The 18,699-nt window shown below is 68.1% G+C and carries 15 protein-coding genes; 7 read left to right on the top strand and 8 right to left on the bottom strand.

Annotated features, from left to right (window positions below; all coding sequences use genetic code 11):
• Positions 1-104: 104 nt before the first annotated feature.
• The 3 genes from D187_RS45950 to D187_RS45960 form a co-directional block, all read right to left on the bottom strand.
• Positions 105-1,286, bottom strand: coding sequence for a hypothetical protein (locus D187_RS45950; RefSeq protein ID WP_002624144.1), 1,182 nt, complete (start codon positions 1,284-1,286; stop codon positions 105-107).
• A gap of 227 nt (positions 1,287-1,513) precedes the next feature.
• Positions 1,514-2,707 (bottom strand): hydroxymethylglutaryl-CoA reductase, encoded by a 1,194-nt coding sequence (locus D187_RS45955; RefSeq protein ID WP_002624145.1) that lies wholly within the window; start codon positions 2,705-2,707, stop codon positions 1,514-1,516.
• Complete coding sequence (locus D187_RS45960) at positions 2,700-3,410, bottom strand: TetR/AcrR family transcriptional regulator (RefSeq protein ID WP_002624146.1); 711 nt, start codon at positions 3,408-3,410, stop codon at positions 2,700-2,702. The genes D187_RS45955 and D187_RS45960 overlap by 8 nt, the downstream gene beginning before the upstream one ends.
• A 75-nt stretch (positions 3,411-3,485) precedes the next feature.
• On the opposite strand from D187_RS45960, the gene D187_RS45965 reads away from it, so the two are divergent.
• The 7 genes from D187_RS45965 to D187_RS56135 all read left to right on the top strand — a co-directional run bounded on the left by D187_RS45965 (position 3,486) and on the right by D187_RS56135 (position 13,944).
• On the top strand, positions 3,486-4,289 hold the full coding sequence (locus D187_RS45965; protein WP_002624147.1) for an inositol monophosphatase family protein: 804 nt from the start codon (positions 3,486-3,488) through the stop codon (positions 4,287-4,289).
• Between the two features lie 38 nt (positions 4,290-4,327).
• Entirely contained in the window at positions 4,328-4,966 is a 639-nt protein-coding gene (locus D187_RS45970; protein ID WP_002624148.1) for an NADPH-dependent F420 reductase, read from the top strand.
• Positions 4,967-5,100: 134 nt separating this feature from the next.
• The gene (locus D187_RS45975) at positions 5,101-10,500 is read left to right on the top strand and encodes a trifunctional serine/threonine-protein kinase/ATP-binding protein/sensor histidine kinase (protein ID WP_002624150.1); all 5,400 of its coding nucleotides are present in this window, start codon (positions 5,101-5,103) and stop codon (positions 10,498-10,500) included.
• Positions 10,501-10,652: 152 nt separating this feature from the next.
• On the top strand, positions 10,653-12,539 hold the full coding sequence (locus D187_RS45980) for a methyl-accepting chemotaxis protein (protein WP_051256831.1): 1,887 nt from the start codon (positions 10,653-10,655) through the stop codon (positions 12,537-12,539).
• Positions 12,540-12,548: 9 nt separating this feature from the next.
• On the top strand, positions 12,549-13,070 hold the full coding sequence (locus D187_RS45985; protein WP_002624152.1) for a chemotaxis protein CheW: 522 nt from the start codon (positions 12,549-12,551) through the stop codon (positions 13,068-13,070).
• 89 nt (positions 13,071-13,159) lie between these two features.
• Entirely contained in the window at positions 13,160-13,555 is a 396-nt protein-coding gene (locus tag D187_RS45990) for a hypothetical protein (protein ID WP_002624153.1), read from the top strand.
• Between the two features lie 218 nt (positions 13,556-13,773).
• Entirely contained in the window at positions 13,774-13,944 is a 171-nt protein-coding gene (locus D187_RS56135; RefSeq protein ID WP_002624154.1) for a hypothetical protein, read from the top strand.
• 39 nt (positions 13,945-13,983) lie between these two features.
• Here the strand turns inward: D187_RS56135 and D187_RS45995 are convergent, their stop codons facing one another.
• From D187_RS45995 to D187_RS46015, 5 genes are all read right to left on the bottom strand, one after another.
• Complete coding sequence (locus tag D187_RS45995) at positions 13,984-14,478, bottom strand: nuclear transport factor 2 family protein (RefSeq protein ID WP_002624155.1); 495 nt, start codon at positions 14,476-14,478, stop codon at positions 13,984-13,986.
• A 102-nt stretch (positions 14,479-14,580) separates the two neighbouring features.
• On the bottom strand, positions 14,581-16,194 hold the full coding sequence (locus D187_RS46000) for a M56 and MltD domain-containing protein (protein ID WP_002624156.1): 1,614 nt from the start codon (positions 16,192-16,194) through the stop codon (positions 14,581-14,583).
• On the bottom strand, positions 16,191-16,589 hold the full coding sequence (locus D187_RS46005) for a BlaI/MecI/CopY family transcriptional regulator (RefSeq protein ID WP_002624157.1): 399 nt from the start codon (positions 16,587-16,589) through the stop codon (positions 16,191-16,193). The genes D187_RS46000 and D187_RS46005 overlap by 4 nt, the downstream gene beginning before the upstream one ends.
• Positions 16,590-16,690: 101 nt before the next feature.
• Positions 16,691-18,220, bottom strand: a complete 1,530-nt coding sequence (locus D187_RS46010) for a glycosyl hydrolase family 18 protein (protein WP_002624158.1) — start codon at positions 18,218-18,220, stop codon at positions 16,691-16,693.
• Between the two features lie 114 nt (positions 18,221-18,334).
• Positions 18,335-18,685, bottom strand: a complete 351-nt coding sequence (locus tag D187_RS46015; RefSeq protein WP_002624160.1) for a hypothetical protein — start codon at positions 18,683-18,685, stop codon at positions 18,335-18,337.
• Positions 18,686-18,699 lie beyond the last annotated feature (14 nt).

Raw genomic sequence — 18,699 nt, forward strand, 5'->3', positions numbered from 1 at the left:
CCTGTTCTCTCCGGAGCAGTGGGTCCTGGACGCCGCGCCGGCCCAGCATGGCGGGTGACCCGAAGAGAAGGCCAGGTCTTGACAACCCCTTGGCGATGACGGTGCTACCGGTAGAAATGGTCCGCGAGGAGCCGGGCGTTGAAGAGCATGGCGCCGTAGCTCGTGTAGATGCCGTGCCCGAAGCACGTCGCCAGACAGTTGGGCAGGGCGCCCGTGCCCCGGTCGCCGTAGTCGACGAGGTAGCTGAACCCGTCGCGCGGCACGCGCGCGCCGTGGCGCACGTGCTGGAGCCATGCATTCACGTCGTGGCCCACGCCGAGGATGGCATCGAGCCGCGCGGCCAACTCCCGCTCCCTGGCGCTGCCTGGCGGAATGTCCGAGCCGGAGATGCCCCACTGGTGCACGTAGTCGCCATTCTCCGTGTGGAGGACACCGGCGAGGGAGTTCCCGCGCGGCTCGGCCCCCCGGTGATTGATGACGTGGAGGAGGCGGCACTGCCGGCCCGTGGCCCATCCATAGCGCGGCGGCATGCCGAAGGTGGCGATGTCGAGCCGCGCGCGGGCGACCGTGCGCGCCATGTCCTGGAGGGCCTCGGTGGGCTCGCCCGCGTCGCGCACGGCCTGCCAGAGCGCCTCCGCGGTCCGCGCCGGATAGACGAGCTGCGTGAGCAGGGCGAGCACCTGGCCGCCGTGGCTGTGCCCCAGCAGCAGCGCCCGCTTGCGCCCGAGCTCCGAGGTGGCCAGCAGCCGCAGCAGCTCCACGGCCGCGCGCAGGCGGGCGACATGGTTGTTCGCCGAGGACCAGACGAAGCGCGTGGTGGGGATGTCGCCGCCCAGCGCCTTCTGGAAGAGGGAGACATACTCGGGGGTGTAATTGCCGAGATCGCGCAGGAGGCGATCACTCGGGAGCTTGGAGAGGCGTTGCAGGGACGGCATGAACCCCGGGCCCAGCGCCGAGAGGGGCCCCTGGAGCGCGGAGAGCAGCAGGGCGGGGTCGTGGCCGACGAAGGTGCCGTGCACGAAGACGACGTGGCGCACCCCGGCGCGGCGCAGCCGGAGGCCCGTCTGTGCCATCGCCTCGCGCCAGGCGGCGGATTGCGCTTCGAGGACGGGCGTCTCGCGAGCGACCAGCGGCATCGCCTCGAGCGGCCGCACCGCGAACGTCCCCGGCCGCGGCGCGGCGTCGTATTGCTGGGGTTGGCAGAGGGCCGGCTTCGGGCGGAGCCACCACGCGACGAGCCCGGAGAGAGCGAGGAGGAGGAGGAGGAGTGTGAGCGCGAGCCACATGTCATGCCACCTCGTGCCGCCACGGCCACGAAGGCCGCGGGGACGGTCCGTTGGAACGGGCCGGGAGGAGTGGGACGGTTCCGGACAGGTACCGCATACCGCGGCAGCTTATGCGGAAAGCCAGTGCCCGGTGGAGTGCGCCGTGGCTCGACCGCACGCCGACGAGTTCTTCCCACATCCGCTCACGCGAAGGCGGCGCTGCGCGGGACCATCACGTCGGCGGCAAGCTACTTGCGGTTGCGGCCATATTTGTCGTGGCTGCTCACCCAGTCGCCGGCCAGGATGGCGGAGGAGAGCGAGATATCGCCCGCGAGTACGACGGCGGCGCAGATCTCCGCCAGCTTGTCGGCCTTGCCCTGACCCACGCAGCCGAGCATCTCGAGGCACTCGCGCTGGGTGGCCAGCGCGGTGCCGCCACCATAGGTCGCGACGATCAGCGCTGGCAGGGTGACCGACCAGTAGTAGTCGCCGTTGGGCAGGAGCTGTGCGTAGGTGATGCCGGCATGGGACTCGGAGACGTTGGCGACGTCCTGGCCGGTGGCGATGAACATCGCGGCGAGGGCATTGGCCGCGTGCGCTCCATTGTAGGCACTGCCCGCCATGAAGCCGCCCGCCTGGGTGATCTGCCGGTATTCGAAGAGCTGCTCGGGCGTGACGTGGGCGATCCGCTCCAGCACCTCGCGCGAGAGCACCGCCTCGGCCACCACGCGCCGGCCCCGCGTCTGCAACACATTGAGCTGCGAGTGCTTCTTGTCCGTGTCGATCGCGCCCGAGAGGATGTAGCGGATCTTCTTCGGGTAGTGGGCGAGGATCCACTCGCAGGCCGCGTGGGTGGCCTTGCCGCTCATGTTCTGTCCCGCGGCATCCCCGGTCGAGTAGTTGAAGCGCAGGTAGAGATTGCAGGCGAGCGGATAGCGGGCGATGTGGAGCAGCTTGCCCACGCGGGTCGTGCTCTCGGCGGCCTGTTTGATCTGCTCGTGGTGCTCGGTGAGCCACTCGCCGAACTCGCGCGCCGCTCGCGCGTCCTCGAAGAGGAACACGGGGGCGCGCTGCATGGCCTGCTCGACCACGGTGGCCTTGACGCCGCCGCACTCGGTCAGCAGACGCATGCCCCGGTTGTAGCTGGCGACGAGCGTGCCCTCGCTGGTGGCGAGCGGAATGTAGAAGTCGCCCTGGGCGTGCTCTCCGCGGATGCGCACCGGGCCCGCGATGCCGATCGGCACCTGGGCCACGCCCATGAAGTTCTCGATGTTGCCGGGCAGGGAGCCGGGCTCGAGCGAGTAGCGGCCCACGTGCTCGAGCGCCGCCCCCGTGCGCTCCTGGATGAAGGCGCGGCGCATGGCCGCGGCGCTCTCGGTGTAGTCGTTGTCGCGATCTCGCGGGATGGGCACGCGTGGGTTCTTCGCATCGGCATCACTCATCGGCGTTCCGTCCTGTTGGAAGCAAGGGAGACTCCGGTGATGCTAGAGCACGGAGCGTGTCCCCCATATACCCGTGTCCGTTCCGCCGGGCCGGGGCGTGTTCCAGATAGCCGAAAACGGCCCGGTTGACCCGTGCGACGAGTGTCGCGTCATCGCGCTCGCCGCGGTCTCCCGCGGCGTCGACGAGGCCTTTCATGATCGCCAGGAGATCGTCGGCGACGAACGGGGGACACGGCGTGACCGCCATGTCGGATGCGTCGAGGCAGCGTTGGAGCGTACGGGTCAACAACTCACCAACGCGCTGCACTTCCTGGCCGACCGGCAGGCGACGTTCCTCCACATCGAGCAGCCGCGCGAGGGCTGGACGCCGGAACTGATAGGCAACGGCCACCTCGATCAATCGCTGGAGGCCCGTCCGCCCGCTCGTCTCCGTGTCGATGGCGGCGACGTCCGCCAGGAGCGTGGTCGTCTCCCTGAGCATCAGCGCCTTGGTGATCGCGTCCTTGCTGGGGAAGTACTGGTACAGGGAGCCGATGCTGACGCCAGCGCGCCGGGCCACCGCGTTGGTCGTATAGCCCTCGAAGCCCTCCGTTTCCAGAATGCGAGCAGCCGCTTCGAGCACGGCGGCGACGGTCGCCTCCGAGCGCTTCTGGCCGGGCGTCTTCCTCGGGTCGAGCGTGTGTGCAGGGGGTCGGGTGGCCATGGGTGAATGCGAGTAGCGAACGTGAGCGAATGCTCACATTCTATCCGCCGAAATCCACTCACACAAGGGGAACACATGCTGACTGGCGCTGGTGATGAAGCGTTGCTGCCCGCTGTCGTGACGGCCGTCCAATCCGCGGGACGTCACATCAAGGGTCGTTTTTCCTCCGCCTCACGTCTTGGAAACAGGGATGAAATCCTCGCCGCGCTCCACGCGAATGACGAGGAGTCGCTGGGCGTGCTGCGTGGGATGCTGATGCAAGCGCGTCCTGGGGCGGGATGGGTCGAGGACGAACTGGAAGTAGGGGAGCTGCCGCCCGGGGAGTGGTGGATCACCGATCCCGTGGAGGGGAACATCAATCACATCCACGGAATGGCCGATTGGTGTGTCACGGCGACGCTGGTGCGTGACAACACGCCGGTGCTGACCGTGGTGCACCTGCCGATGACCGACAATACCTACACCGCGATCCGGGGCGGCGGCGCCTACCTGGATGGGGTGCGATTGCACGTGTCGGCCAAGACGAAGCTGGACGCGGCGCTGGTCGGGACCGGTCAGGCGATGCCGGGTGAGGACCGTGAAACCTACCGCCGCATCGGCCAGTCCGTCACCGCGATGCTCGAAAACGCCCTGGTCCTCCGCGTGTCGGTGCCGGCGACCCTTCAGCTCATTCAGGTCGCGGCTGGGCGGATGGACGCCTTCTGGCAATACAGCCAGGTCCGCTCCGGACTGCTGGCGGGCGCCCTGCTGGTCGAGGAAGCCGGAGGGAGGATCTCCGATACCCAGGGTCGTCCGTGGAGCTTGACGAGTGGCGACTTCCTGGCCGCCGCTTCGCCCCTCCACGGCGCCGCGGTCGACGTGCTGTCCTCGATCTCCTGAGCAGACTTTCCCTCCACACTCACCGAAAGGGAGAACACTTGAATCGCATTGGCATCTTTGGAACAGGCCGTGTCGCCACGGCCCTTGCAACCCGGCTCGCCTCCAGCGGGCGCGACGTGATGATCGGGACACGGAACGTCGCCGACGCCTCGGCGAGGTGGGCCGGTCCGGCGGTCACGTTCGCGAATCACTCCCAGACCGCGCGCGAGGCCTCCCTCCTCATCAATGCAACTCCCGGTGACACCAGCCTGGAGCGGCTCGGTGCGCTCCGTGAGGAGTTGGACGGGAAGATCCTGGTGGATGTCTCGAATGCGACCCGTCGCGGCGCGGAAGGGCTGCCGGCGGGCCTGCTCTATCCCGACAGCAGCCTGGCCGAGCACCTGCAACAGGCTCTGCCCGGCACTCGGGTCGTCAAGACGCTCAACACCATGATCTTCACCGTCATGGTCGCCCCGCGCGGCCTCTCCGTTCCTCCGACAGCGTTCCTGTCGGGCAACGACGGCGAGGCGAAGGCGACCGTCCGCGAGCTGCTTCACGACCTGGGGTGGCCCTCCGACTGGATCGAGGACCTGGGTGACATCTTCACCGCCCGGGGGACGGAGGCCCTCATGCTGCTCGTGCCACACCTCATCCGTCGCCGTGGTTTCGCTCCCTTCGCGCTCACGGTCGCGAGGTGACCCGGCCACCGGGCGGCCCGCGATGTCGCCGTGCCGCCCTGTGAGTCAGGTCACAGCGCACGGGGAATCCACTGGCATAGAGTGGGTGGGGTCTCACCGCGAATGAACAGGCGCTGGCCTCCGAAGGAGACGCCGTGGCACACCGGGCAGGGTATTCCCTTCACGAGCAGCTTCACTCCAGCCACCGCTCGACGATCTTCCGGGCCACCCGGCTCAGGGACCAGTGCCCGGTCATCCTCAAGCTGACCAGCAGCGACTATCTCGACCGGCGCCGCACCCTGGAGCTGCGCCGCGAGTACGCCATCGCCCGCCGCGTCGCGGGGGAGGGCATCGTCCAGGTCCTGGGGCTGGAGCAGTTCCCCGACCGGGCGGCCCTCGTGCTGGAGGACTTCGGGGGCGCCTCCCTGCGCCATCTGCTGGACGAGCGTGGACCCCTGGAGGTGACCACCTTCCTCGACTTCGCCGTGCGCATCGGCACGGCACTGGGGCACATCCACCAGCACGGCGTCATCCACAAGGACATCAAGCCGCACAACATCATCGTCAATCCGGCCACCGGGGTGCTGAAGATCACCGACTTCTCCCTCGCGGTAGCTCTCTCGCTGGAGACCGTCCCGCCCGAACTCCCCACGCATCTGACAGGCACACTGGCCTACATGGCGCCCGAGCAGACCGGACGCATGAACCGGGGCGTGGACTGCCGTGCGGACTTCTACGCCCTGGGCGCCACCTTCTTCGAGCTGCTCACCGGCCGGCGCGTCTTCTCCACGATGGCACCGCTGGAGCTGCTCCACGCGCACGTCGCCCAGGTGCCTCCCTCGCCGCGAGACTTCAACCCCGAGGTGCCGGAGTTCCTCGCGGCCATCGTGCTCAAGCTGCTGGCCAAGGCTCCGGAGGACCGTTACCAGAGCACCTGGGGGCTCATCGCCGACCTCGAGGCGTGTCAGCACCAGCTTCGCGAAGGGGGCGGGCTGCCTCCCTTCTCCCTGGGCCTCTCGGACCGGCCCCACCAGTACCACCCACCCCAGGGACTGTATGGACGCGGCTCGGACGTCGCCGTGCTGACCGGGACGTATGCGCACGCCGCGGCCGGCCGTGGCCAGCTCCTGTTCGTGTCCGGCCCCACGGGCATTGGCAAGTCCTCGCTCGTCAACGAGCTGTACCGGGTGACGGCCGCCAGCCGGGGGCGTGTCGCCATTGGCAAGTGTGACCAGTTCCTGCGCAGCGAGCCCTTCGACGCCGTCCACCAGGCGCTGCAACACCTGGTGCGGCAGACGCTCGAGGAAGGGGAGGTGGAGACGGCCGTCATGCGCGAGCGCCTCCAGCAGGTGCTTGGGGTGAACACCTCCGTCCTCGTCGAGGCCGTCCCGGACACCCGCGCGCTGGTGGGTGAGCAACCTGCGTCCCCACCGCTGCCCGCCTCCGAGTCCAGGAACCGCCTCACCCTCGTGCTCGCGCGCGCGCTCCAGGCGTTCGCGACCTCCGAGCGTCCACTCGCCCTCTTCCTGGATGATCTGCAGTGGACCGACAGCGCCACGCTCTCCCTGCTGCGGACCCTCGCCCGGGACTCGTCCACCCAGCACCTGCTGCTCGTTGGCGCCTACCGTGATACCGAGGTCTCCACGACGCACCCACTCACCCTCGCCCTCGACGAGCTGCGCGCCGGCGGCACGCCCTGGGTGCAACTCCCGCTGACGCCCCTGGGTCTCGAGGATGTTGCCCGGATGGTGCGGGAGACCACCGCCGCGGAAGCCGGGCGCGCGCTGGAGTTCGCCCGTCTCATCCATTCCAGGACGGGTGGCAATCCCTTCTCCGTCAAGTTGTTCCTGCGCTTCCTGTACGAGCAAGGGCTGCTCCGCTTCGACCCACGAAACCGCCGGTGGCAGTGGGACCTCGCCCGCATCGAGACCCAGGGAGTCCCGGAGGACGTCGCCGTGCAGTTGGTGGCCGAGAGCCTCCGGTTGCCGGAGGAGACCCGAGTCCTGCTCCAACTCGCGGCGTGCCTGGGCGTGGCGTTTGGCTTCCGCGACCTCACGCTGGCCCATGGCGCCACGGCCGGGGAGACGGCACGCGCCCTCTGGACCGCCATCGAGCAGCGACTCGTGTTCCCGCTCGGCAAGGACTACGTCCTGCTCGATCCACAGAGCGGCGCGGTGGACCTCACGGACCTCGATGTGTCCTTCCGCTTCGTGCACGACCGGGTCCGGCAGGCCACCTATTCGCTCATTCCCGAGGAGGAGCGCGCCGGGCGGCATCTGGAGGTGGGCCTGCGCCTGTACGAGCATGCCCGCGCCACGAAGACGCTCGACGAGCGGGTATTCGCCATCCTTCCGCACCTGAGCCACGCGCCGGAGCGCATCGGCCCGGACGCACTGAGGCTGGAGCTGGCCGACCTCCACCTGGTGGCGGGACAGCGGGCGAAGGCCTCGGGCGCCTACCGCGCCGCGGGTGAGTTCCTCCGCACCGGTGGCAGGCTCATCCCTCCCTCGGCCCGTGAGCGCGAGCACGAGCGGACGTTCGCGCTCCAGAAGGAGCTCATGGAGTGCCTCTATCTGGCGGGCGAATTCGAGGTGGCGGCCGCCGGATTCTCCACCCTGCTCGCCCAGGCGCGCACCCCGGCCCAGCGAGCCAGCGTCCTCTGCCTGCAGGCCATCTTGAGCTCCCTCGGGCATCGGCACGGCGAGGCGGTGGAGCTCGGCCTCGAGGGACTGCGCCTGCTCGGAATCGACCTTCCCTCCGCACCCGACGAGGCCACCCTCGCCGCGGAGCTGCGGGAGGTGGAGACCGTGCTGGCGGGCCGAGAGCCCCAGGCGTTGCTCGACCTGCCCCGGATGAGCGATTCCAACGCGGAGCTCGCCTCCGAGTTGCTCAATGCCATCTCGGTCGCCGCCTACATGGCCGCCCAGAAGCTCCTCGTCCTCATGGCGTTCCGGCAGGTCCGGCTGAGCCTGGAGCATGGCAACTGCCGCTTCTCGCCTCATGGTTACTCCGCCTATGGCTTCGTCGTCTCGACGCTCCTCGACGACCCCGTCAACGGCCGGCGTTTCGGCCTGCTCGCCATCGAGCTCGCCACGCGCATCCAGGAGCCGAGGCAATACGCGCGTGCCCTCTACATTCAGGGAGGTTTCATCGAGTTTTGGACGCAGAGCGCACGGGCCGACATTCCCCAGCTCGCTGAGGTCTGCAATATCCTCCTGGAGAGTGGGGACTGGCCGTATGCGGAAGTTTGCTTCATCTTGCTGTGCTGGCGGCGCCTGTCCCTGGGAGAGCCACTCCCAGAACTCCTGACGGAGAGCCAGAAATTCACCGACCTGTTGGGGACCCTGAAGGATCCCGACAACCAATATCTGCACAGCCTGTTCCGACAGACGTTGTTGTTGCTGACCGGCGTCCAGGAGCTGCCAGGACAGACCCTCCAGCTCTCCCTGCTCCAGTGGCCCGCGAACAAGGCTCACGCCGGGCGGGTGTTGCTCGAGCAGCACTATCTGTTCCGTCAATTCGAGCAGGCAATGGGGGTGGCGGAGGAGAGCGCCGGGACGATGAGCGCGGTTCCCGGGATGTTCCTGCAGACCACACATGCTTTCTATTACGCACTGAGCGCGGCCGCGGTGTTCCCGGCGGCCAGCGAGCACCGCAAACAGGAGTTGCTCGCGCTCATGGAGCAGCGGTGTGCGTACCTGGAGAAATGCGCCCAGCGCGCGCCGGAGAACTTCTCACCCTATCTCCTGCTGGTCCGCGCGGAGTTCGCCCGCGTGCGGGGGCAGCACGCCGAGGCGCACACCCGTTACGAGGAAGCCATCGCCGCGGCGCGCGCCAGCGGCTTCACCAGCGTGGAAGCCATCGCCTGTGAACAGGCCTGTCGCTTCCAGGCGGAGCTGAACCGTCCACCCCTGGCCGCCGCCTACCTGATGGAAGCCCTCAACACGTATGAGCGGTGGGGTGCCGCGGGCAAGGTCCTGCACCTCGCCGCCGAGCAGGCGCACCTCCTGCATTTCCACAGCGGCACCCTCCGCGGATGGGATCACAAGCTCCAGCGTGACGGCCTGCCGAGGGCACGCCCCCCGAGCGGCGAGTTCCCGGTGCTCGCTTCCACCTCCGACCTGTCCAGCACGGACTCCTTCACCGAGGTGCTCGACGTGTCCTCGGTGATGAAGGCCTCCCAGGCCATCTCCCGGGAGCTGCACTTCCCGCAGCTCGCCGCCAAACTCATCGACATCCTCATGGAGAGCACGGGCGCCCAGCGCGGTGTGCTCGTGCTCCAACGGGAGGAGGACTTCTTCGTCGAGGCCTCGGGCGAGGTGGGCAATGGCAGCGCGCCACTGCAGCCCGTGCAACGCATGGCCCACAGCGACATGCTCTGCCAGAGCATCGCCGAGCTGGTGCTCCACACCGGCACGCACCTGCTGCTCGACGATGCCTCCGCCCAGGAGCCCTTCCGGGGCGAGCCCTATATCACCCGCCACGGCGTCCGCTCGGTGCTCTGCGTCCCCATCCTCCACCGCAAGCAATTGCTCGGCCTCGTCTACCTGGAGAACAACCTCACCGCGGGTGCCTTCAACGCCAATCGCCTCCGGGCGGCTGGCATGCTGTTGGCCCAGGCCGCCATCTCCATCGAGAACGCCGGGCTCTACCGCAAGCTCGCGGAGTCCAACCGGACGCTCGAGCAGCGTGTCCAGGAGCGCACGGAGCAGCTGCACTCCAAGAACGCCGAGCTGCAGCGCGCCTTGCAAAGCCTCAAGACGATGCAGGCGCAGATCATCACCCAGGAGAAGTTCGCCTTCCTCGGCTCGCTCACCGCGGGGATCGCCCACGAGCTGAAGAATCCCCTGAACTTCGTGAAGAACTTCTCCGAGCTCTCCCTCGAGCTGGTGCGGGAGCTTCGCGAGGCAGGGGTCAATCGGGAGGAGTCCGGCCCCTTGTTGGAGGAGTTGGAGCAGAACATCTCCAAGGTGTGTACGCACGAGCAGCGGGCCAGCGGCATCATCAATGGGATGCTGCGGCACGCGCGCAACAACCGGAGTGAGCCGCAGCCCATCTCCATCAACCAGATCGTGGAGGAGGCGGTCCGGCTCGTCCACCACGGGCTGCGCGCCATGCGTCCTCCGCGCGACGTGCGCATCGACACCTTCTTCGACGACACCTTGCCCCAGTGTCACCTGGTGCCCGAGGACCTGAGCCGCGTCATTCTCAACCTGGTGGACAACGCCTGTTACTCGGCCCACCAGAAGGCCCAGCGCAACCCGGTGGAGTCCCCCCGGTTGAAGGTGTCCACCTGCTGGACAGGCTCCGAGGTGGAGATCCGCGTCCATGACAACGGCGGCGGTGTCCCCGCCACGGTGCGCGACAAGCTCTTCACGCCTTTCTTCACCACGAAGCCGGCGGGCGAGGGAACCGGGCTGGGCCTGTCCCTCAGTCATGAGATCATCGTCGGCGCGCTCGGCGGCAAGATGCGGGTGGAGTCCGAGGAGGGGCTCTACGCGCAGTTCACCGTGGTGCTCCCGGGTGAACTCGCGCGACGTCCGGCCAGGGGCTGACCTCGGGTTTTGCTCGGTCGCCTCGGACTCCGGCTGCCGTGGGAGGGGCCCCTGTGCCTGAGTCCAGGAAGTTGTCGACCAGTCAACACGAGGCTTAATGTTGCTCTTGACATGGGTGGATGACACCCAGGTGGGAGAACGTCCATGCTGTCTTGCTCGGAGGGACGGAGAAGCCGCTCATCCGCCGGCCGGTCCTCGAGCCCTGGAACTCCCTGCGCCAGGGACTCCCCGGGCCGACCGGCTCCTTCGTGCCAGATGACGGCCGGGTGGCCGCCCTCCTCGACATGGCCGCATTCCCCCCCGCGGGCCTTGAAGGTGGCGCAGCCCGTCGCCGCGGCCTGAAACCTTCCTCTCCGCTGCTGCCTCCCATGATCTGGTTCCAGAATCTGAAGATCGCCACGAAGCTGCTCGTCTCCTTCCTCACCCTGCTTGCCCTGATGGGCTTCATGGGCCTCTTCGCGCTCGAACAGATGCGTCAGATGCGCCATGCGTCCGACGAGGTCATCGACAACTGGATGCCGAGCACCCTCCACGTCTCGGACGCGAACACCAATACCTCGGACTTCCGCATCGCCGAGCTGCAGCACGTCCTCTCCCTCAACCCCGAGGAGATGTCCGGCTACGAGCGGCAGATGCGCGAGCAGCTCGACAGGCTCGATCGCAACCTCGACCGGTACGAGGCGCTCATCTCCCTGGAGGAGGAGCGCCGCGTGTTCGACGAGTTCATGGTGCTCTGGAAGGAGTACCTCGAGGAGCACGACAAGGTCATCGCTCTCTCGAGGGGCAACAAGAACCAGGAGGCTCGCGGTCTGCTCCGCCGCCGTTCCCAGCAGGCCTTCGACGCCGCCAGCGCCAAGCTGTCCCAGCTGGCGGAGATCAATCTGAAGGCGGGTCAGCGGGCCTCGGATTCGGCGGACAGGACCCATGAGACGGCGCAGCAGTGGATCCTCTGGGCGCTGGGGGGCGCCATGCTCGTGGGCCTGCTGCTCTGCTACTTCCTCGCCCGGGCCATCTCGCGGCCGCTGCTCGGCGCGGTGACGGTGGCGAACCGCATCGCCGAGGGAGACCTCACCGTGCGCATCGACGTGGCGACGGAGGACGAGACGGGCCGGTTGCTGGCGGCCATGCAGCGCATGGTGCGCAAGCTGGCCGAGGTCATCGGTGAGGTGCGCGAGGGCTCCGATGCGCTCGCCTCGGCCTCCGCGCAGGTGTCCTCCTCCTCGCAGAGTCTGGCGCAGGGCACCAGCGAGCAGGCCAGCAGCGTGGAGGAGACCACCTCCAGCCTGGAGCAGATGTCGGCCAGCATTGGCCAGAACCGGGATCACAGCCGACAGATGGCGCAGATGGCCCTGCAGGGGGCCCAGGATGCCGAGGAGAGTGGCCAGGCGGTGAAGGAGACGGTGGTGGCCATGGGCTCCATCGCGGAGAAGATCTCCATCATCGAGGAGATCGCCTACCAGACGAACCTGCTGGCGCTCAACGCGGCCATCGAGGCGGCGAGGGCGGGAGTGCACGGCAAGGGCTTCGCGGTGGTGGCCACGGAGGTGCGCAAGCTGGCGGAGCGCAGCCGGACGGCGGCACGGGAGATCTCGGGGCTGGCCGCGGGCAGCGTGAAGGTGGCGACACGCTCGGGGGAGCTGTTGTCGGAGCTGGTGCCCTCCATCCGCAAGACGACGGACCTGGTGCAGGAGGTGGTGGCGGCCTCGGTGGAGCAGGCCAGCGGCGTGGGGCAGATGAGCAAGGCGATGGCGCACGTGGACCAGGTGACGCAGCGCAACGCGTCGGCCTCGGAGGAGCTGGCGTCCACGGCGGAGGAGCTCTCCTCCCAGGCGGAGGCGCTCAGTCAGTTGGTGTCCTTCTTCCGAGTGGCCGAAGGGGAGCGCGGCTCACGGCCGAGGCAGCGCCCCGCGGCACCGAGGGCGTCCATCTCGCATGGGCTGAAGGCCACGGCGCGGGAGCTCGGGTCCGCGGCGCCGTCCGCGCGGGAGTCGCCCTCCACGGCACTCCCGGACGAGGACCGTGAGTACAAGCGCTTCTAGGAGACGGCCATGAGCGAAGAGGTTCCCGAGACCTCCACGCAGTACCTCAGCTTCATCCTGGCCGGGGAGGAGTTCGCGCTCGGCATCCTGCAGGTGAAGGAGATCATCGAGTACGACACGGTGACGCGCATCCCCGGCGCGCCCGTGTGGGTGAGAGGGGTCTTCAACCTGAGAGGCAGCGTGGTGCCCGTGGTGGACCTGGCGGTGAAGCTGGGTCTGCCGCCGGCCACGGTGACGAAGTGGAGCTGCATCGTGGTGGTGGAGGTGAAGCTGGGCGGGGAGCAGCTCGTGCTGGGCCTGCTGGTGGATGCCATCGGGCAGGCGCTGGAGCTCCAGCCCTCGGAGGTGGTGCCGCCGCCGTCGTTCGGCGCGCCGGTGCATGTGGACTACCTGCTGGGGATGGGGCTGCCCGCGGGGGAGAAGAAGTTCGTGTTGTTGATGGATCTCGACAAGGTGCTCAGCACCCAGGAAGTGCTGCTGGCCAGCACGCTGCGGACCGAGGCGGAGGCACCCGTCCAGGAGGAGCCCTGAACCAGGCCGGCGGCCATGGAGGCCCCTCGTATTAGCGCCGGACATCCGGGTTGCGGCCGGTATTCGGCCCACGTATAGGGAAGGGCACCGTGTCGCTGGCTCTTCGTCTCTTCACGCTCGCTCTTCTCCTCGGCTGGCAGGCCGTCGCCAGCGGCGTGGGGCTCGCGCACTTCTGCCCGAAGCAGGCCGCGACGCTCTCCGCCTGCAACTGCCCTCACGGGGAGAAGAAGGTGGAGACGGCCCCGCGCGACGAGACGACGTTGCGCAAGGACTGCTGCGACGCGCTGGACCGGGACATCCCCGCGCCGGCCCTCGTGGATGTGTCCAGTCACGTCTCTCCGCCCGGAGTACCCCAGTCTCCACCGCCGGTGTGGCTCACCGTCCAGGCTCCCGAGGACAGCGGCCGCTTGTCACTCGCCCTCTGGGACGCGCCCCATGCCCAGGGGCCCCCCGTCTTCCTCCGCATCCGCTCGCTCCTCATCTGAGCCCTTCGGGCGCGCGCCCCGGGACCCTGGCCCTCCTTCCGCCCTGGCGAGAAGAGGCTCGAGTCCCCGAGCGCCGCGGCGAACGGGAGAGGAGTGGCCTGGCTCATTCGCGCCGCGCTGCCCCTCCGCCTGTCGAAAAGCTCTGAGGGGTCGGGCGTGCTTTCGCGCTCCGCCCAGTCATTCCCTTTGATTGATTCGAGAAGGACTGAGAGGAACCCATGGAAATCGTACTGGTCTCGTTGGTGGGCATGTTGGCGTTCGGTGGCCTCTTCCTCCTGCTGTGTCCGGAGTGGTGGAGCACGAGCCTGGGGACACTCAAGGAGGAGAAGCCGCCGGAGAAGAGGAAGGATTCCGGCGGGGACGCTCGGGGCACCAAGACAGGCACGTGAGCGGAATGGGGGCGCGGCTGAGCGCCGGCTCCCGTGGAGTCAGACGAGCCGCTTGCCCTTGACCAGGTCGAGACCCAGCGGGTTGCCGCGGAAGTGGATGGGATCCAGCATCACCCGGCGGATCCTCCAGCCCTCGGCGGTCTTCTCCAGATCATGGGTATAGCGGATGACGACGGTCCACTCCTGGGTGACGCCGCCCACGGAGAAGAAGTGGCCGACGTCCGCATAGGCCATCACCTGGGCCTCCGTGTCGCCCTTGAAGTGGGTCCGCACGGTGTTGGCCGTGGCGTGCTGGACCCTGCTGAAGGCGGCCAGGGCGTTGCCGCCCACCTGGGCCATCTGCTCCCGCGCCATGGTGACGGGCTCGCCCTCGAAGAGCCGACTGTAGTCCGCGGTGACCTGGGGCGTGAAGACGTTCACCCAGCGGCTCCAGTCTCCCGTGTCCTTGCCGAAGTCGATGGCCTGTCCGTACTCGGCCACCAGTTCCCGGATGGCGATCCAATCCAGTGTGTACTGGAGATCCTGAGCCTTCATGTCGGTACACCTCCGTGTGAGGCCCGAGCATTCAACGAACAGGGCCTCCACGGCCAGCACCTGGGCGCGGCGAGGAGGCGATGGACGCGCGGCGGCGAAGGTTCAGTCGAGCAGGTGGGGGTTGCGCAGGACGAGGAGTCCGGCCTGCACGGTGCTCACGTAGTCATTGAGGTGGCCGGCGCGGGCGAGCGCGCTGGCATCGCGCAGGCCCGTCGCGCTCAGCACCTCGTCCACCTTCTTGTCGCCCTGGTTGTAGGCCGCGAGCGCCAGGCGCCAGTCGCCATAGCGGCCGTGCAGATCGGAGAAGAGGGCCGCGGCGGCCTCCGTCTCGCGCGCCACGTCGAGCCGCTCGTCACGCTCCGCGTCGACCTGGAGTCCATACTGGCGCGCCGTCGAGGGGATGAACATCCACACCCCCGCGCCCCTCATGCCTGGAGCCAGCGAGGGACTCGTCGACGTCTCCGGCATGTTGGACACCGCCGACTCCACCATCGCCACGGCCAGCAGCCCCTCCGGCAGCCCCCGGGCGCGCAGCGTGCGCGTGAGCGCCTCGCGGTGGGTGGCCAGGTTCCCCAGGGCCTTCTTCATGAAGGCGCGACCCTTGGGCGTGGTCACCAGGTGGTTGAGTTTCTCCACCACCAGCTCATCCATCACCACGGGAAGGTCGCCTTCGGGCTGCGAGGAGCGCGCGAGCGACTGGGCCTCGGCGAGTGTCACCGCGCGGCCACGGGTGGCGCTCTGCGCCCACAGGGTGAGGGGGACGAGCGTCAGGGCGATGGTGGCGACGAGCCCGAGGGCGCGGTGGTTCCGGCTCGGACGGGATTGGAACAGCATTTCGATCCTCCTGGTGGTGGGGTGGGCCATGCCCGTGACACTGACGGGAAGCGGGGGGGAGCCGGAGGCGCGCAGGGCCGCGTCGAGCAGGCAGCGCGCGTAGTCGTGCGGACGGGCCTTGCCTCCAGACACGAGCGCCTCGTCACAGGCGAGCTCCTGGCAGGTGGCGAGCCACCGCCCGAAGGCGCGCACCGCGGGGTTCCAGAAGAAGAGCCCGTCCAGCAACAGGCGCACGTAGGCGAGCACCGTGTCGCGTTGGCGGTGGTGTTGCAACTCGTGCAGGACCGTCATCCGCAGGGCCGCTGGGTCCTCCAGGAGATGGGCGGGCACTGCCACCCAGGCGCTGGGGTGGGGCACCGGACGTGGGAACCAGGTGGAGAAGGCGGTGGCCCCGGTATCGAGGAGGACCACGGCCACACGGCCCACCTGGCGCACACGGGGCAGCGCGTCGAGCTGGCGGAGCAGCCGCAGGTGTTGGCGGAGTTCCCGCGCGCAGTGCACCCCCGTGGCCGTCCCGAGCAGCAGCGCCACGGCCAGCCCCACCGGGAAGGACGTGGGCGTCTCGGTGGGGCGGGGCACGGTGGCGCGCGGTGGCGCGTTCCAGGCCGGCTCTGGCAGTCGCGTGGTGAGCCGCACCACGGAGCGATCGAAGGTGAAGAGCGGTCCGGTGGGCACCAGCCCGCGCACGCTCATGCACGCGGGAGGGAGCAGGAGCGCGAGCGCCAACGTCACGCGCCCGGCCCACAACGTCTGCCGTGCCGACAGCGGGAAGCCCAGCCGCCCCAAGAGGGCGAGGGCGGCACGCAGCAGCGCGTAGCCCAAGGGGAGCAGCAGTGCCACGCTCACATAGCCCGTGGTCCACGTGCTCGCGAGGGCGCTCATGACCGGGAGCCCTTCTTGGCGAGCAGCTTGCGGATCTGCTCCACCTCCTCGGGGGAGAGCGGAACGGCCTCGACCAGGCGCTCCACCAGCGCGGAGGGCGTGCCGTCGAACACCGTCTCCACCAGGTGGCGCACGCTCTGCAGCTCGTAGGCCTCGCGCGGCAGGAGCGCCGAGTACAGGTGACCCCGGCCCTCCTTCCGGCTGCGCAGCACCCCCTTCTGCTCGAGGATGCGCAGCACGGTGGACACCGACGTGTAGGCCAGCTTCCGCTCCGGCGGCAGCGCCTCGAGCACGTCCGCTACGCTCACCTCGTCGTGGCGCCAGACGATCTGCATCAACTCCAGCTCCACCGGCGTGAGCGGCTTGGGAGCTTCGCTCTGCGATGACTTGGACACGGTCCCGACCTCCGAGACCGTAAACTACTAAGACCTTAGTCGATTGGCAACTAAGGTCTTAGTTCTTCGTCATCCGGGAGCCGGGGAGGGTGGGGGACGTCCTATTGCAGCGCGCCGTGGATGGCGCGAAGCAGGGACTGCTCGCTCGAGGTGCTCTGGTCGCCGGCCAGCTCCCAGATCATGATTCCGCCGTACTGCTTGCCCAGGGTCGTCTTCGCGCGCATGGTCGCGAGCCCGTTGTACGAGTACTGGGCGCCGTCGGCGTTGATCCAATCCGCGTTCCAGGCGTTCGGGTACTTCGCCAGGATGTCCTTGTAGAGCACGTACTTGCTGCTCTGGCCGCCACAGTTGCCCCAGCAGTAGCCGTAGAAGGGCACGCCGAGCACGATCTTGTCCTTCGACACTCCCTTGTTCGCATAGAAGGTGAGCGCGGTCTGGGCCTGCGCATAGCTCGAGTGCTCGCCCGCGCCCGTCCAGGTGCCCGCGTTGTCGTAGGACATGACGGTGATGAAGTCGAAGGAGCGCAGCGTGGTGTCCGACATGCCGTACTGCATCCACTGCGCGACGGCGGCCGTCACGGGAAGACCGCGCGGACGCGCCTTGGCGATCAATTTCGCGATGAACGTGTCGTACAAGGTGCCCATGCGATCCGGCGCTTCCACGTCCACGTCGATGCCGTCCATGTTGTTGGAGACCACGAAGTCGATGATGTGGTCCACGAAGGCATCGACCTTGTCGGGCTGGTAGAAGGGCGTGATCCGACCGTCTCCACCGCCACCACAGAGCGAGGGGAACACCTTCACGCCCTTGGCATGCGCGGCGTTCACGAACGTCGCGAGATCACTGCTCGGCGCCAGCTCGAGGTGCCCGTTCGCATCGCCCAGGGCGAAGGCGAGGTTCACATGCGTGAGCTTGGCGAAGTCCACCCGGCCGACCCAGCTCGCGTAGGAGCCGTACCAGTTGGGCAGATAGCCCACGACGCGCGTGCCCGTCGTCGTCGGCGGCGGCGTCGTCGGGCCCGAGGGCAGGCCGGAGATCGCCAACTGCTCCCAACTGCCGAACGCGCCGCCGTACGCGAACACCGTGCCGCCGCCGCCATTCTCCGCGGACACCCAGTGGCCCGTCGTCACCGTCTGCAGGCCGACGATGTCGCCGTTGGCGATCACTCCGCTTCCACTCTGCTTGACGATGCGGAACGTCTCCCACCCGAGCGCATTCGCGCTGGCGGCGTTGAGCGAGGAGCCTCCGCCGTTGGCGGCCTGGAAGTACTGCCCGGTGCCCGCGATGATGAAGACCGTGTCCCCGCTCTCGAGCGAGCCACCGTTGATGTCATCGAGGGTGAACTTCTCCCAGGCCTGGGCGCTCGTCGCCGTCGCGATGACCGCGCCACCGCCGTTGTTCTGGGCACCCACGTAGCGGTTGCCGAGCACCGTCTTGAAACTCACGCCCGAGGTGCGCAACGCACTCGCGGAGACCTCGGAGGCACCGTCTTGCCCGTCGGGCGAGCCGCTCGCCGGGGTGCACGCGCTCGTGAGCAACAGCGTCGCGCACGCGGCACCCAGGATCCACCTGGAGGGGTTGTCATGGCGTCTGGAACGGGTCTTGGTCGGACGAAGGCTGGAATGGGTCATTTCGACCAAGGAGATGCCGGACCCTCGCTTCGGGTCAAAAGGAATTAACCGTCAAACCCGGAAAATGGAGATTTTGACCTTTCTTGTAAAATTTACATTCCCCGGTTTCCAGGCTCAGAGTCCGAAGGGGTTCTTTCCCGCGTAGAGAACCTCATTCTGGTGCAACTTGAGGGTGTCCTGGATGCGGAACTCATAGAGGTCGGACGTCTTCATGATCCGGATCCCCGGATCGAGGCGTACCACGAGGATGTGGGAACCCCGGCCCTCGTGCGTCGGTTGTGCCAGGAAGAGGTTCATGTGCGCGTCTGGTTGGCTGAAAGGCTCCTGGGTGAAGTAGACGTGCCCCTTGCGATTGGGACGGATGAGGCCCTCCTGGAGGATGGTCCGAAGCCCTGTCTCATCGGTGTAGTGAATGAATACGTCCGGATCTGCCTGCAGCAGACTGCGGATTTCGATGGAGTTCATGGCCATTTGCCTTT

This window comes from Cystobacter fuscus DSM 2262 (genome assembly GCF_000335475.2).
Lineage (GTDB): Bacteria > Myxococcota > Myxococcia > Myxococcales > Myxococcaceae > Cystobacter > Cystobacter fuscus.

What these genes read in the sequence shown, in the direction of transcription:
- D187_RS45950 (WP_002624144.1), bottom strand. Translation starts at nt 1,286, where the DNA reads ATGTGGCTCGCGCTCACACTCCTCCTCCTCCTCCTCGCTCTCTCCGGG.
- D187_RS45995 (WP_002624155.1), bottom strand. Translation starts at nt 14,478, where the DNA reads ATGAAGGCTCAGGATCTCCAGTACACACTGGATTGGATCGCCATCCGG.
- D187_RS45960 (WP_002624146.1), bottom strand. Translation starts at nt 3,410, where the DNA reads ATGGCCACCCGACCCCCTGCACACACGCTCGACCCGAGGAAGACGCCC.
- D187_RS45965 (WP_002624147.1), top strand. Translation starts at nt 3,486, where the DNA reads ATGCTGACTGGCGCTGGTGATGAAGCGTTGCTGCCCGCTGTCGTGACG.
- D187_RS56135 (WP_002624154.1), top strand. Translation starts at nt 13,774, where the DNA reads ATGGAAATCGTACTGGTCTCGTTGGTGGGCATGTTGGCGTTCGGTGGC.
- D187_RS46015 (WP_002624160.1), bottom strand. Translation starts at nt 18,685, where the DNA reads ATGAACTCCATCGAAATCCGCAGTCTGCTGCAGGCAGATCCGGACGTA.
- D187_RS45985 (WP_002624152.1), top strand. Translation starts at nt 12,549, where the DNA reads ATGAGCGAAGAGGTTCCCGAGACCTCCACGCAGTACCTCAGCTTCATC.
- D187_RS46000 (WP_002624156.1), bottom strand. Translation starts at nt 16,194, where the DNA reads ATGAGCGCCCTCGCGAGCACGTGGACCACGGGCTATGTGAGCGTGGCA.
- D187_RS46010 (WP_002624158.1), bottom strand. Translation starts at nt 18,220, where the DNA reads ATGACCCATTCCAGCCTTCGTCCGACCAAGACCCGTTCCAGACGCCAT.
- D187_RS45955 (WP_002624145.1), bottom strand. Translation starts at nt 2,707, where the DNA reads ATGAGTGATGCCGATGCGAAGAACCCACGCGTGCCCATCCCGCGAGAT.